We start from the raw sequence: 13,451 nt of genomic DNA, 5'->3' as shown, positions 1-13,451 counted from the left end.
ATGCCGTTCAAGGTCTTTGACGGCATGACCATTTCCGAGATCGGCGTGCCGATCTACTCGCAGAAATGCGAGTTGGCGTAGCCAACGCCTTTGAGCATCATCCCGGCCGTTCCGAAGGAGCGGCTTCCAAGGGCGCAATTATACGTCGCTGACGCGACGCCTTGCTTTTCTGCCCTTGCGGGCCTGCCGTTCCCGACGAACCCGTTGATTTCGTTTGCAATCGGGAGAGCATTCCGCCGTGGCCGTCCCTCATTTCTCCGTCAGCGTCGTCGCCCGCGGCTCCGGCCGCAGCGCCGTGCTGTCGGCGGCCTACCGGCACTGCGTGAAAATGGAGTTCGAGCGCGAGGCGCGGACCATCGACTACACCCGTAAGCAGGGCCTCCTTCATGAGGAATTCGTTATTCCGGAGGACGCTCCGGACTGGCTGCGGTCGATGATCGCCGATCGCTCGGTCGCGGCCGCGTCGGAGGCTTTCTGGAACGCTGTCGAGGGTTTCGAGAAGCGCTCGGATGCGCAGCTCGCCAAGGATGTCACCATGGCCCTGCCGATCGAGCTGTCGGCGGATCAGAACATTGCTCTCGTTCGCGAGTTCGTGGCGAGCCATATCACCGCCAAGGGAATGGTCGCAGACTGGGTCTATCACGATGCGCCGGGCAACCCGCATGTGCATCTCATGACTACCTTGCGTCCGCTGACCGACGACGGTTTCGGCGCGAAGAAGGTCGCGGTGCTCGGTGCAGACGGCAAGTCGCTGCGCAACGATTCCGGCAAGATCGTCTATGAGCTATGGGCGGGAGGCGTCGGGGATTTCAACGCCTTCCGCGACGGCTGGTTCGTCTGTCAGAACCGGCATCTGGCACTCGCCGGTCTCGACATCCGCGTCGATGGCCGCTCCTATGAGAAGCAGGGCATCGCCCTTGAGCCGACCATCCATCTCGGCGTCGGCGCGAACGCCATCAAGCAGAAGTCGGCCGAGGCGTCCGAGCCGATCACGCTGGAACGCATCGAGCTGCAGGAGGAACGGCGAGCCGAGAACGCGCGCCGCATCGAGGACCGCCCCGCCGTCGTCATCGATATGATCGCGCGGGAGAAGAGCGTCTTCGACGAGCGCGACGTCGCGAAGATCTTGCATCGCTATGTCGATGACGCTGGTCTCTTCCAGTCGTTGATGGCGCGTGTTTTGCAAAGCCCTGACGTTGTTCGGCTGGAGCGTGAGCATGTGGACTTCGCCAGTGGCGCGCGGGTGCCGGCGAAACTGACTACCCGCGACCTGATCCGCACCGAGGCGGAGATGGCCAGCAGGGCGGTCTTCCTTGCCGGCCGTTCCTCACACCGCGTCGAAAACGCAATCCTGCAGGAGACGTTCGCGCGGTATTCCCGCCTGTCGAAGGAGCAGAAGACGGCGATCGCCCATGTCGCCGGCAGCCATCGGATCGCTGCGGTCGTCGGTCGCGCCGGCGCCGGCAAGACCACGATGATGAAGGCGGCGCGCGAAGCCTGGGAGGCGGCCGGCTATCGTGTCGTCGGCGGTGCGTTGGCGGGCAAGGCGGCCGAGGGCTTGGAGACCGAAGCCGGGATCGTCTCGCGCACGCTTTCGTCGTGGGAGCTTCGCTGGAACGACGGGCGGAGCCAGCTTGACGACAAGACGGTCTTCGTCTTGGACGAGGCAGGCATGGTGTCTTCTCGCCAGCTTGCACTCTTCGTCGAGGCCGTCACGAAGGCGGGCGCGAAACTCGTGCTTGTCGGCGATCCGGATCAGCTCCAGCCGATCGAGGCGGGTGCCGCGTTTCGCGCTATTGCCGATCGCATCGGATACGCCGAACTGGAGACCATCTACCGCCAGCGTGAGCAATGGATGCGCGATGCGTCGCTGGATCTTGCGCGCGGCAACGTGGCGGCCGCGCTGAGCGCCTATGACGCGGCTGACCTGGTGCAAACCGGCTGGACGCGGCAGGACGCGATCGAGGGACTGATCGACAACTGGAACTACGATTTCGATCCGACGAAGACCACGCTCATCCTCGCCCACCGCCGCCGCGATGTCCGCGAACTGAACGAGCTGGCCCGCGCCAAGCTTGTCGAGCGCGGTATTGTCGGCGAGGGCTCTGTGTTCCGGACCGAGGACGGTGCTCGTCGTTTCGCCGCCGGCGACCAGATCGTCTTCCTGAAGAACGAGGGCAGCCTTGGCGTCAAGAACGGGATGCTGGCCAAGGTCGTTGAAGCTGCGCCAGGCCGTATCGTCGCAGAGATTGGCGAGGGAGACAGCCGCAGGCAGGTCACCGTCGAACAGCGCTTCTACAGTAACGTCGATCACGGCTATGCCACCACGATCCACAAGTCCCAGGGCGCCACTGTCGATCGCGTCAAAGTTCTCGCCTCCAACACGCTTGATCGTCATCTGACCTATGTCGCGATGACGCGCCACCGCGAGGCGGCCGAACTCTACGTCGGCATGGAAGAGTTCACCAACCGGCGTGGTGGTGTTCTCGTCGATCACGGTGAGGCGCCCTACGAACACAAGCCCGGAAACCGCGACAGCTACTTCGTCACGCTCACCTATGGTGACGGACAGGAGCGCACGATCTGGGGCGTCGATCTCGCCCGCGCGATTGATGAAGCGGATGCACATGTCGGCGACCGGATCGGTCTTCGCCACGAGGGCTCGGAGTCGGTGAGACTGCCCGATGGCACGATGGCCAAGCGCAACACGTGGAAGATCGTGCCGGTCAAGGAACTGGCGATGGAGCGGCTGAAGGAACGCCTTTCCCGCGATGCGTCCAAGGAAACGACACTCGACTATGAGGGTGCATCCTCCTATCGCGCCGCCCTCCGTTTCGCCGAAGCGCGCGGCATGCACCTCATGAATGTCGCTCGGACCATTTCCCGCGACCGGCTCGCCTGGACCGTTCGGCAAAAGCAGAAGCTCGTCGATCTCGCCGCAAGGCTGAAAGCTGTCGGCGCGGCACTCGGCCTTGCCCGCGGCAGCGACAAACAATCCGTTCCGACCATCGTCAAGGAGGCAAGACCCATGGTTGCCGGCATTACCACATTCGCCAAATCGCTCGAGCAGAGCGTCGAGGACAAACTCTCCAACGATCCGGCGCTGAAGCAGCAGTGGAAAGATGTCTCCACGCGTTTCCAAATGGTCTATGCGCAGCCGGAGGCGGCATTCGCGGCGATCAATGTTGATGCGATGATAAAGGATCAGGCGCGCGCCACCGCGACGATAGCGAAGATCTCGGCCGAGCCGGAGACCTTCGGCACGCTCAAGGGCAAGACGGGCATGTTCGCCAGCCGCGCCGACAAGCAGGAGCGCGATACCGCCCTCGTCAACGCGCCTGCGCTCGCCCGCAATCTGGAACGATATCTGCGCGGTCGGGCCGAGGCCGAGCGCAAGCATGAGACCGAGGAGCGCGCTGCGCGCATCAAGGTCTCGGTCGATATCCCGGCGCTGTCGCCCAATGCGAAGCAGACGCTCGAGCGGATACGCGACGCCATCGACCGGAACGATCTTCCGGCCGGTCTCGAATATGCGCTTGCCGACAAGATGGTGAAGGCGGAATTGGAAGGTTTCGCCAAGGCGGTGACAGAGCGGTTCGGCGAGCGAACCTTTCTCGGCGTGTCGGCGAAGGAGGCCGGCGGCGAGGCGTTCAAAACGGTCACGCGCGGCATGACCGATCCGCAGAAGGCGGAGGTGCAAACGGCGTGGAATTCAATGCGGGCGGTGCAGCAGCTCGCTGCGCATGAACGCGTGGTCGTCGGCATCAAGCAGGCAGAGGCGTTGCGCCAGACCCAGGCGAAAGGCCTGTCGCTCAAATGACCGATGCCCGATCTCGCACCGCGTACCGAGCGCGCCAGCAATGGATGGTGGTGATCGTCATCGCCACCGGCCTGGTCGTTGCCATTACCGTGCTCGTCGCCGGTGCGGCGGCCGGCTATCGGCTCAACATGACGGCGAGCGAGCCGCTTGGGATCTGGCGCATTCGTCCGCTCAAGCGTCCTCCAGCGGTCGGTGATCTTATCTTCATCTGCCCGCCGGAGACCGTGGCGTTTTCCGAGGCGCGGGTGCGCGGCTATCTGCGCAGCGGTGTCTGTCCGACGGGCGACGCGCCGCTGATCAAGATGGTCATCGCCAGCGAAGGGCAGCGCATCGAGATCGGAGCCGATGTTCGGATCGACGGGTTGCACATTCCGCAAACAACCATCGTGCCGGCGGACGGGAGAGGGCGTCCGCTCCATGGCGATGCCGGGGGAATCGTACCGGCGGGCCAGGTGTTTCTTTATTCCCCGTTCAAGGCTTCATGGGATTCGCGCTACTTCGGTTCGATCCCCGCCGCCGGCATTCTCGGCCTCGCTGAGGAGGTGCTGACCTATGCGCCCTGATGCTGCTCGCGCCGGAATCCTCATTCTCGCTGGTGTGGCCACCGGCTGGATCGCATGGAGCGGGCATGTGCTCCTGTTGCCGGTGGCGCTTGCCTTTCCAATGCTCTGGTCGATGGCGCCAAACCGCACGACGGCGGTGCTGGTCTCCCTTGGATATTTCCTGGCGGCGTCCAGAGGTCTGCCGCTTGGGGTCGCCACATTCTATGCGTCGGATATCTGGCCGGGCGTCGCGCTCTGGTTCGTGCCGGCGGCCGGCTTCGCGGCCGTCCATGCCGCGCTATGGTCGCGGTCCGGAACCTGGCGCCCGATCCGCTATGTCCTCGCTGCGATCCTGATGGCGATCCCGCCTTTCGGCATCACCGGCTGGGCGCATCCGATCACCGCCGCGGGTGTCCTCTTTCCGGGATGGGGATGGCTTGGGCTCGTCGCAGCTTCAGCCGGTCTCCTGGGCCTCGCTTCCCGAAGGGGGCCGGCTGTCGCTGTCGTCTTGTCAGCCTCTTGGCTTTGGTCCGCCGTTTTCTGGACCGATCCGAAAGTACCTGAATCGTGGCGCGGCGTCGATCTCGCCATGGGTGCATCATTGGGGCGGGATACCGGACTTTCCCGTCAGCGTGACCTGATTGCCACGACGCGGGCAGTGGCCAAGGCCGGCGCGCGGGTGATCGTGTTGCCGGAGAGCGCGCTCGGTTTCTGGACGCCGACGGTCGCCCGACTTTGGGAACGCGCCGTGAGAGCCGGTGACGCCACGATCGTCGCCGGCGCGGCCGTGGTCGACGCCGGCGGCTACGATAACGTTCTCGTTGCAATCGACGGCGACGGCGGCCGTGTCCTCTATCGCGAGCGTATGCCTGTCCCCGGTTCGATGTGGCAGCCATGGCGGCCCTGGTTCGGCATGAATGGTGGCGCGCGCGCCCATCTCTTCGCCAATCCCGTCGTCGTGGTCGGACCGACGAGGGTCGCGCCGCTCATCTGCTACGAGCAGCTCATCGTCTGGCCCATTCTGCAGTCGATGGCCCACGCGCCCGATGTCGCCGTCGCCGTCGGCAACGGCTGGTGGACCGAGGGCAGTTCCATCGTCGGGATCCAGCGCGCCAGCGCTACGGCCTGGGCGGCTCTCTTCGCCACGCCTCTCGTGCTCTCCTTCAATATCTGACCCTGGAGCCCTCCATGCTGGATGCTGCCCTGATCGAAAAATGCGCCGATCCTTCCCTGACACCTGCGATCGTCCGGCAATTCGTCGAGACCGCCGGAGCGCCCGATCCGCTCGCCATCACCGTGAAGTCGGGCGGGAGGCTCATTCTCGTGCCGAAGCCGACGACGCCGGACGAAGCCATGGCGATCGTCCGCGAGCATGTCGGCCGGGCTGTCGTTCGTGTGGGGCTGACGCAGTTCCCTGCAGGTGTCGGCGTGAAGGATGCCGCCGAGCTGAAGCCAGATGTCGTTGACGCCTGCGAAAACCTGCGCATGGGCACGAAGATGTTCGCCAAGATCCTGCGGATTGTTGCGAAATGGTATGGAAACCCGACCAGCAAGGACGTGCTCCCCCAGATATTCGAGGATGCCGTCTTCTCTTGGAAGACCGGGGAATTCGAGGGAGTGAGCGTGTTTCAGGCGGAGGAGCCAGGGACGAGCTGGAATATGCCGGCCGAGAGTAAGCAGGACGAGGAACATCAGACAAGTGGACCTCAACAGGACGGCGATGAGGATGACTCGCTTGAGGGCGCAACGCCGAGCGCGCCAGCGGACGAGGCGGATACCGGGAACGCTGGAATTCGGGTAGATCTGTCGCGGATCAACGGCGGCTGATTTCGACACCTGTGGGGACATTTACCAGCCGTCGCCGCGGCTCCAAAAGCTGCCGCTGCCAACGGCTATGGCTTTCTGTAAAAGCGGGTCAGCCGCTGACGACCTCAATAACCAATGCGGAGAGCAACGAAGTCGCGTCATTGGCCATCTCGTCGCCGGTACGCATCCGCATGGTCGTGCCGCTCCGCGTCATTTCGTTTAACGTCCGCCTATCGGTCTCAGGCAGCGCCTCCCACCAACTCGGCCGAAGAAAAAGATTGTCCGTGTGGATGAACAAGAGCCGAACCAATGCATCGGCCTTCCGAGTATCGTCGAGCGCAACAAACGACTCGGCAAGTGCCTTGGCCGGACCGTCCTCGGAACCGATCCAGCCGAACACTAGGATCGTCTGCGCCTCGAACGTGGTCACCGTCAGCGTGATATGGTCGAAGTCTACGCCGTCCCGGCCGAGCTGTTGGAGTGGTTTGCCCTGGAAGTCAAATTCCGGATGAAGGGCGCCACACGCGACGACAGGTAGAACCTGGTCGAAACGAACGGCAACGAAGTGGAAGTCATCGCGCGCGCCGGACAGCAGGCGTGCGTCGAACTGATCTTTCCAAAGGTCCATATCACGCATGCCAATCCTGATCCCGGCGATGACAGTCGCCAGGTGCATTTGAATCGCGGCCTGTTTCCAGAATGGATGGCCGCGGTCAGCCTCGCGCTGGATGTCAGTGCTTCGGAGCTGCGCTTCCTTCGCAAAGCGCTCATAGGCTATGGCGCGGTAAGAAAAGAGGAAGGCGGTGTCCTTAGTTAGGGCCAGCGACTTGCCCTCGATCGGCTTAAAGAGCGTCGTGTCGTGCCGGCTGCAGAAGCCGGGAAAGACCGATGCGTTGTTGACGCCGATTTTGCGCGGCTGTGGGTTGCCTTCGGTTTCGATCATCTCCTTCATCGTAGGCTTCACGGTGAGGACGTGGCCTACTTCGGCGATCGCGGCGAGGCCGCCTTTCTTCTGCACGGTATGGGCCTTGGTCATCGTCGCGCTGCAAGGATCAGCCACGGGATCTGGATGAGAGCAGTAGCCGTCGCGGAACTCGGCGATCATTCCTGCTTCGATTTCAAAGATGTTGATCGGCTTCTGCTGTTCGCGCCGAAAATGGCACCACTTGTATTTCTTTCCCGAGCGGCACCAGCATAAATCGTAAGGGCCCATCGTCTCGACGGGCCGAATGAGATCGGGCCTTATCTTCGGTGCGCTGAGTGACGGATGCGGAACCATTCCCCAGATATAGCTGTCGGTATCGATAGCGTCGAGAGGCCGCCTTGTTATAGAGCGTAACTTGAGGAAGTCGATGAATGAGTATCTGTGGTTTGGGCCGAGGCCGGACACGTGAGTCGGTTGCGAATGGCATGCGTGCCGAACGTCGGCGCAGTGGGCTAGGCTCTATCGAAAAGGAGCAGCTATGAGCGACTGGAAATTCGGCAGCGACTGGATGGCGAAGATGGGAAACATTGGCGAGAAGACGCTGGGTCCCGTGACCATCTATGGCGGCATGGTCATGGAGCAGTGCGAGAAAAACCGCAAGAAGTTCAAGGCCGAGAAGCTCTTCCCCGATATAAGTCAGGCGCACGCTTCGGCGATCAGTGCGTTGGTGAACTTCCTGTCCCGCATTGCTGGTAAGTCCATCCCTGAGGACAGGGTAGACATCCACGGCCAAATGACATTGATCGCCCATTTCGTGCAGGGCATCCAATTCGTTGAGACCGCCATCGTCGAGGGTCTCTATCCGCAGGCAGCGACGTTGCTGCGTCAGGAGCATGAAATCGTTGCCGCCGTGGAGGAGTATTCTGCTGGGCGCCGCAAGGACGCTAAAACACCATTCGCGACGATCGGCGTCCTCAAGAACATGGGGCAGGTCTACGGCGACCTGAGCGGCGCGGCCCACGTATCACAGGCGCAGCTCCTAAAGGACATCGTGATTATGGAGATGGGCGAAAAACGAGGACCATCTCTACTGCCCATCTACCACAAGGACCTTTCGCAGAATCTCTACGCGCTGCACGTAAGCTACATCACCATGATCGCCCAACTGGCCGACGAGGTTCACCGTGGCCTCACAGGCGAGGAGTTTCATGAGGACGAGTTGAAGCTGTTAGTGATCGCGAAGAAGATCCTGATCGACAGCGGGCTGATGAAATTGGAGACGCCCGAAAACGCCGAAAAGGAGGCGAATGATTGACCTGACCGGATTTCGATAGCTCGCAGCCTACAGTTAGCCGCCCACTCCTGACCCATCATGCCAGATCAATAGTCCGCTTTCGCAAAAAGCCGCCCGAAAGCAGACGGTCGGTTACCCGCCTCGAAGTGGCCGGGCAGCGTGCGACCTTCATTGTCGCCGTTCGATGTGCGCATGTCACCACTCGAAACCTCACGTCGGGTTGGGTTGGAACTGGACAGGCAGGCTTCGGGTGTCAATGCGGGAAAAGCTGACTTCAGATTTGCGTCGCCCGATCCTGCTCCAGTCTACCTCTTTAAAAGCAGGTATTGATTTGTGCGTGCCGCCCCCCCCTTGAAGCGGCATCGTAATCCTGATGGTATTGCACCCTAGAGCGAAAGGCTTTCTGAGGATAATGGCATGGAGAAGATGCTGTATGGTTCGCAGTCTTGGAGCAAGGTGGAGAGGCAGTTTTGGATGCTTTCGATCGCCGGCTCTGTTGTCTGGATTCTCTATGTACTGATTTTCGAGATCGTCTTGTTTTCTCCAAAGCAGTATGAAGACTATGAACCGAATTTTACCGTTCAGCAGTACGACAATTTCGATGATTTCATGAGCAATTCCGGCGGTATGCCGGCCGGAACAATCGCGGAACTGCAGGCACGACAATCGCGCAATGTCGAGCGGAACGCCCGAAACATTGATGTTGAGGACTATAATCGAAGTTTTGTTTGGCGAGGACTCAGCCGAGCACTGGGCTACCCGGTAGCTTGGCTCGGGGCACTCCTGACGTTTATCACTATTTACGAACGCCTTCAGCAGAAGGCTGGATTCGGCAATGGGGATAGACACTAATTGCCATGCGATTGGCTGTCCTAAAGTTGACACGCGGCATTGGTTTCACCGCCGAAGCTCGTTGGCCCGGTAAAAGACAGCCTCCGTGGCATAGACGCCCGAAACATGTCAGTCCGCATCCCAACCGAAATTCAGAGTATCTATACGCCAAGCAAATCCCGCTCGAACCACTTGATTCAGCAGTTTGCTTTTTATCGAACGGCGACGGTTACATCCGTATGGATGAAGTCTTCCCCTTTGAACAGCAGAGGCGCTGACAGGCTTTTTGCAAGCGTATAGGCGGCGCAGTCAGCTAGATTCAGCCTGGCCCTCGGATCAATACCCTTTCCGTATCTTCCGAACGCCTCGGATGCTCCACGGGCCTGGATCTCATCGAATGACGAGATACTAACGTCGTTGTCAGCCAAGAACGTCCATGCGATCTGCTCCCCTTCGGGACCGCGCCGGCCGCGGAGAACCACGGCGCATTCGTGCGCATTGACCGCTGACATCGTAAGATTGTCGGCCTGTTGGATCGCTCGGGCAAAAACGATTGCATCATCCTCGTTTTCGAGAATGGCGATCACTGCAGAAGAATCGACGACGATCATTGCTCGTTCAGATCATCCAGAATTTCTTTCGGAGAGCGCGGATCAAGCAGTGGCAGCGAAGATACCTTTTTTCCCACAGCCATCATCTGTTCAACGGTCATCCGGCGCCGTGCTGGTTGGTCAGTGTACACGCCGAGTTCTCTCGCTTCGCGCTCGAGCGCAGCGCGAATGAGGTCTTCAGGCCTGCGGCCAGCGCGAGCCGCAACCTTGCGGGCAAGCTGTTCGGTGTCGTGTGTGAGGTGCAGCATCGTCTCTCTCAAATGGATCAGCCACATATAGTTCATTTTTCGACGAAAATACAGATGCGGCAACCCATCGACGAGCGAGGTCCCGGCCGATCGGTTGGAAACCATGTTACCAGACAGTCCCGAAACGGGACTGGCGCTGGGCGAGCAGATTTTCTATACAAACTCCAAGGCGGCACCGTACCGCCTCGAGGCTTAGAAACCTCGAACACAGCGGCGGATATCGGCCGAAACGATATCGGATCCTCTGGCTATTTGGCCGGGGGCCTGTGACGCATGTCCAGGCGCTCGTCGCTAAAGGTCTCAGGGGCCGACTGTGTTCGGTTTTCTAACCCCCGGTCTGGGGTCAAGGGATAGTTGGCGGGGACGCACCGCGGACGCCATTTTGTGGGTGAATGTGGTGGATGTGTCTGACGATGATACCGTGTCGGGAAACAAGTTAGTGCTGCGGCCGCTGATCGGCCTCATGAATGGCTTGGAGCCACAGGAGATCGAGCAGTTCGTCATTGAGGAACTGGAAAAGCACCGCCGTCTGCGCGACGAGGCGATACGACTCGAGACGATCCTGGAATCGCAACCGTCGGGCGCGGGCGTCGACACCAACCGTGCCTTTATCTCGGCGATGATCGCCGTCCATGCGCAACAGACGGTCGTTTCGACGCTTCTTGACATTCTTGGATACATACCCGAGACGCTGACGAAAAAGCCTCACTGAAGGTTAGATCAGGCCGAGTTCCTTGGCTAAAGCCGTCGCTTGGGCCAACGACGTTACGCCGAGCGCGTTTTTCGCATTGCGAATGAAGAAGCGGACGTTGCCATAGGTCGTGTTCTCAATGTCGGCGATGTCCCTCGCCGTCTTACCCTCCGAGCACCAGCGAAGGCAGGTCAACTCGTTCGCTTTCATCCGAATGCGGGTGACACGCGTCGGGCGCACGCGCATGACTTCCATTCGCGAATGCACCTGGCCAAATGAAGCGGCGGCCATGACCGGGCTGAAGTCGAGCCCCTCCCCTGCATTCGGTTCATCCGATGCCAAAGTCAGCATCGCCATGCGACCGAAGCCCGTGTTGATCGGAACGGAGATACCGGAGCGGATACCGAACTCCGACGCCTCGCCGTAGAACGCGCGGCGCTCCTTGGTCATTCCCGGCGTCACCGTATTCGACCAGGCAAATGCTTCAGGGCGGGATTTCGCGTTGAGCACCACCGGATCAATGTGTGCAAACTTCTTCTCGAAGTACCGTACCTGCCATTCTTTGGGATAGGTCGAGATCGCGGTCTGGGTCTCCGCCTGCAGGTTGAGATAGGCGAAGTAGCTGAAACCCGCATCGCTGGTCATCTTCTGGAGGACATCCGCCACCGCGGCATCATCATGCGCAAGCGACATCTGCTCGGTGAGCCGCACGAACCACTGATTCAATCGATACCTCCATCGCTCGAAACGCCGCAACAAAGCTGGTGCGGCTAGTACGCGCGTGTCGCGATTAGCGGATGCTACAACAACTTGCGGGCGTTAGAAATCGATAGGCGAAAAAAGAAGACATTTCCATGACGCTTTCGTTGCGGCAGGGTTGAAGGTTACGCAAACCTCACGAACTGTATGGAATGTGTGCAGTTTCCGTACTATCGCGATGCGTAAGCGGCGGGAAAGATAATGTCCTGATCGACGAGGACGTTGAACTTATAGCCGGGACGGATGCGGATGGTCGGCTGCACGTTGAGGTTCTTCGAAATCGTCTGCTCCGCCACGCGGCCGAAGGATTCCGCGAAGTTGCGCCTTGCTGCATCTGACGCGGTGTCCTGCGTCGCGAGCGTCGAACTCTCGGGCAAGGACATATCGATCCCGGTCCCGATGATCGCGACGAGCGCGGCCGAGCCGAATGTCCGCCAGAGGTGGCGATCCACCTTGTCCTTGAACCCGCCATAGCCTTCCGCGTCCGTGCCGGCCATACCGCCGATTTGCAGCGTTGAGCCGTTCGGGAAGATCAGGTCGGTCCACACGACGAGAACGCGGCTTTGGCCAAAGGACACCTTCGAGTCGTAGCGCCCGAACAGCTTGGCGCCCTGCGGAACGAGAAGCCGGTAGCCCGTGGCGCTGTCATAGACATTCTGGCTGACCTGCGCGGTGATGCGTCCGGGTAGGTCCGAGTTCAGGCCGGTGATAAGCGTCGCGGGTATGACCGAGCCGCGTTTCAGCTCGTAGGGCGAGAATTGTGGAACGACGCGGTTGGGCAAATAGCCAAGATCCTTGATGTCCTGATTGAAGAATTCTTCCTTCGAAGTCTGGCCGTTCTGGTCGACGTTCTGCCCAAGCAGCCCGGACTTCATCGCCGCCGCGTAGAGGTCGGATGTGCCGCTCGGCGCAGTGGCCAGCCGCTGCCCATTTGTTGTGGCCGTATCGGTGCTGGTGCGTCCGAGATCGGAGATGTCGACCTTCACCGGCGAGTCCAGCGCACCGGCGCGGGCCTGCAAGCGTGCCATACTCTGGCGATACTTCTCACGGATATATTGCTCTTCCTGCTCGCGCTCCAGGCGCGCCAGCCACTCCTCCCGCGATTCCAGCTTCGGCCGACGCTCTTCCCGTTCGGTCCGACGAGGCAACTCCGCAGGAACGCTTTTCTCCTCCGCCTGCCGTTCGGCCGCAGGCGTCGGCTGGAAAACCTCGCGCTGTTCCGGCTCGCCGATAATCCCGTCGGATACGCCTTGCTTGAGCTTGTCGCCATAGGTCGAGGCCGATGTGTTCGAGGCGCTGTCGAGATCGTTGTTGCGCCCGAAAGGCAGGCCGCGCCAGGAGAGGCCGATCACCACCACGCCAATGAACAGCACGATGAAGATGATCGCCGCGACGATCGGCAACCGATTGAGACGACGCATGCCCTTTTGGTCGTCGTCCTGAGTGGCCGTTCCGAGCTGAAGCGACTGAACCATGATCTTCTCCTCAGTTCCGCTGCATGATCGAAAGCGGGCTCGCCGGCGTGGCGCCGCCCGGAGTCGCCGCATAGGCGCGGCCGAGCGCGACTGTCGGCGTGGACAGGCGGGCGAGCACCTGTCCGTCCATGCTGTCGATCCCGTATTCGAGTTTGATGGGTCTTGTGCCCTTCTCGACCTGGCTGTCGGTGACGACGGTGAAACCCCAGCCTTTCAACGCCGCCTCGAGCGCGACGGCGAATTCGGACGTGCCCTTGTCCATCTTGAGCGTCGTGCTTCCGGCCGGCCCGATCTGCTCGGCAAGGCGGCTCGCCATATCGCCGGCGATGGCGCTGGCGGCAGGACCTGAGATGACGGCCGGCGCCGAGTTGGTTGAGAGGCCGTCGTCGGCCGTCTGGCAGGCGGAGAGCAGGCCGGCGGCGAGAATGAGGGGAAGCAATCGCTTCATC

Annotated in this window: 13 protein-coding genes; 7 read left to right on the top strand and 6 right to left on the bottom strand. The window is 61.0% G+C overall.

The genetic code is table 11. The features are described 5' to 3' along the window. The first annotated feature begins 238 nt into the window (after window positions 1-238). The 4 genes from traA to AABF56_RS37345 are packed head-to-tail and all read left to right on the top strand — an operon-like array spanning window position 239 to window position 6,189. Window positions 239-3,820 (top strand): Ti-type conjugative transfer relaxase TraA, encoded by a 3,582-nt coding sequence (gene traA, locus AABF56_RS37360; protein WP_064334768.1) that lies wholly within the window; start codon window positions 239-241, stop codon window positions 3,818-3,820. Between the two features lie 44 nt (window positions 3,821-3,864). Further along, window positions 3,865-4,383 (top strand): conjugative transfer signal peptidase TraF, encoded by a 519-nt coding sequence (gene traF / locus AABF56_RS37355; protein ID WP_245337565.1) that lies wholly within the window; start codon window positions 3,865-3,867, stop codon window positions 4,381-4,383. After that, window positions 4,373-5,536, top strand: a complete 1,164-nt coding sequence (locus AABF56_RS37350; protein WP_064334770.1) for a conjugal transfer protein TraB — start codon at window positions 4,373-4,375, stop codon at window positions 5,534-5,536. The genes traF and AABF56_RS37350 overlap by 11 nt, the downstream gene beginning before the upstream one ends. Before the next feature lie 14 nt (window positions 5,537-5,550). Beyond that, window positions 5,551-6,189 (top strand): TraH family protein, encoded by a 639-nt coding sequence (locus AABF56_RS37345; protein ID WP_064334771.1) that lies wholly within the window; start codon window positions 5,551-5,553, stop codon window positions 6,187-6,189. Window positions 6,190-6,277: 88 nt separating this feature from the next. On the opposite strand, the gene AABF56_RS37340 is transcribed toward AABF56_RS37345, so the two are convergent. Continuing rightward, window positions 6,278-7,381, bottom strand: coding sequence for an SEC-C domain-containing protein (locus AABF56_RS37340; protein ID WP_245337566.1), 1,104 nt, complete (start codon window positions 7,379-7,381; stop codon window positions 6,278-6,280). Window positions 7,382-7,631: 250 nt separating this feature from the next. Between AABF56_RS37340 and AABF56_RS37335 the strand changes: the two genes are divergently transcribed. Continuing rightward, a complete protein-coding gene (locus tag AABF56_RS37335; RefSeq protein WP_242224988.1) occupies window positions 7,632-8,408 on the top strand; it encodes a hypothetical protein in 777 nt (258 codons plus the stop codon). Window positions 8,409-8,804: 396 nt separating this feature from the next. Beyond that, window positions 8,805-9,239: a hypothetical protein gene (locus AABF56_RS37330; RefSeq protein WP_064334772.1), complete on the top strand. Its 435-nt coding sequence runs from the start codon at window positions 8,805-8,807 to the stop codon at window positions 9,237-9,239. A 191-nt stretch (window positions 9,240-9,430) separates the two neighbouring features. On the opposite strand, the gene AABF56_RS37325 is transcribed toward AABF56_RS37330, so the two are convergent. After that, a complete protein-coding gene (locus AABF56_RS37325; RefSeq protein ID WP_064334773.1) occupies window positions 9,431-9,829 on the bottom strand; it encodes a type II toxin-antitoxin system VapC family toxin in 399 nt (132 codons plus the stop codon). Beyond that, a complete protein-coding gene (locus AABF56_RS37320; RefSeq protein ID WP_242224990.1) occupies window positions 9,826-10,182 on the bottom strand; it encodes a type II toxin-antitoxin system VapB family antitoxin in 357 nt (118 codons plus the stop codon). The genes AABF56_RS37325 and AABF56_RS37320 overlap by 4 nt, the downstream gene beginning before the upstream one ends. Window positions 10,183-10,474: 292 nt before the next feature. Between AABF56_RS37320 and AABF56_RS37315 the strand changes: the two genes are divergently transcribed. After that, window positions 10,475-10,789: a transcriptional repressor TraM gene (locus AABF56_RS37315; protein ID WP_145926151.1), complete on the top strand. Its 315-nt coding sequence runs from the start codon at window positions 10,475-10,477 to the stop codon at window positions 10,787-10,789. A gap of 3 nt (window positions 10,790-10,792) precedes the next feature. Here AABF56_RS37315 and AABF56_RS37310 read toward each other — a convergent pair whose 3' ends face one another. The 3 genes from AABF56_RS37310 to trbH all read right to left on the bottom strand — a co-directional run bounded on the left by AABF56_RS37310 (window position 10,793) and on the right by trbH (window position 13,450). Continuing rightward, window positions 10,793-11,494, bottom strand: a complete 702-nt coding sequence (locus AABF56_RS37310) for an autoinducer binding domain-containing protein (RefSeq protein ID WP_084438747.1) — start codon at window positions 11,492-11,494, stop codon at window positions 10,793-10,795. Window positions 11,495-11,697: 203 nt separating this feature from the next. Further along, a complete protein-coding gene (trbI, locus tag AABF56_RS37305; RefSeq protein WP_064334775.1) occupies window positions 11,698-13,002 on the bottom strand; it encodes an IncP-type conjugal transfer protein TrbI in 1,305 nt (434 codons plus the stop codon). A 10-nt stretch (window positions 13,003-13,012) separates the two neighbouring features. Further along, window positions 13,013-13,450, bottom strand: coding sequence for a conjugal transfer protein TrbH (gene trbH / locus AABF56_RS37300; protein WP_064334776.1), 438 nt, complete (start codon window positions 13,448-13,450; stop codon window positions 13,013-13,015). Window position 13,451: the final 1 nt, after the last annotated feature.

Source organism: Shinella sp. WSC3-e (genome assembly GCF_945994535.1).
In the GTDB taxonomy this organism is placed as follows: Bacteria; Pseudomonadota; Alphaproteobacteria; order Rhizobiales; family Rhizobiaceae; genus Shinella; species Shinella yambaruensis.
The sequence above is the reverse complement of the archived record's forward strand: the minus strand, read 5'-3'. Positions and strand labels throughout refer to the sequence as shown.

Bases quoted from the DNA above. Each gene is read 5' to 3' on its own strand.
- AABF56_RS37320 (WP_242224990.1), bottom strand. From the start codon at position 10,182: ATGGTTTCCAACCGATCGGCCGGGACCTCGCTCGTCGATGGGTTGCCG.
- trbH (WP_064334776.1), bottom strand. From the start codon at position 13,450: ATGAAGCGATTGCTTCCCCTCATTCTCGCCGCCGGCCTGCTCTCCGCC.
- AABF56_RS37335 (WP_242224988.1), top strand. From the start codon at position 7,632: ATGAGCGACTGGAAATTCGGCAGCGACTGGATGGCGAAGATGGGAAAC.
- trbI (WP_064334775.1), bottom strand. From the start codon at position 13,002: ATGGTTCAGTCGCTTCAGCTCGGAACGGCCACTCAGGACGACGACCAA.
- AABF56_RS37340 (WP_245337566.1), bottom strand. From the start codon at position 7,381: ATGGGCCCTTACGATTTATGCTGGTGCCGCTCGGGAAAGAAATACAAG.
- traF (WP_245337565.1), top strand. From the start codon at position 3,865: ATGGTGGTGATCGTCATCGCCACCGGCCTGGTCGTTGCCATTACCGTG.
- AABF56_RS37325 (WP_064334773.1), bottom strand. From the start codon at position 9,829: ATGATCGTCGTCGATTCTTCTGCAGTGATCGCCATTCTCGAAAACGAG.
- AABF56_RS37330 (WP_064334772.1), top strand. From the start codon at position 8,805: ATGGAGAAGATGCTGTATGGTTCGCAGTCTTGGAGCAAGGTGGAGAGG.
- AABF56_RS37350 (WP_064334770.1), top strand. From the start codon at position 4,373: ATGCGCCCTGATGCTGCTCGCGCCGGAATCCTCATTCTCGCTGGTGTG.
- AABF56_RS37345 (WP_064334771.1), top strand. From the start codon at position 5,551: ATGCTGGATGCTGCCCTGATCGAAAAATGCGCCGATCCTTCCCTGACA.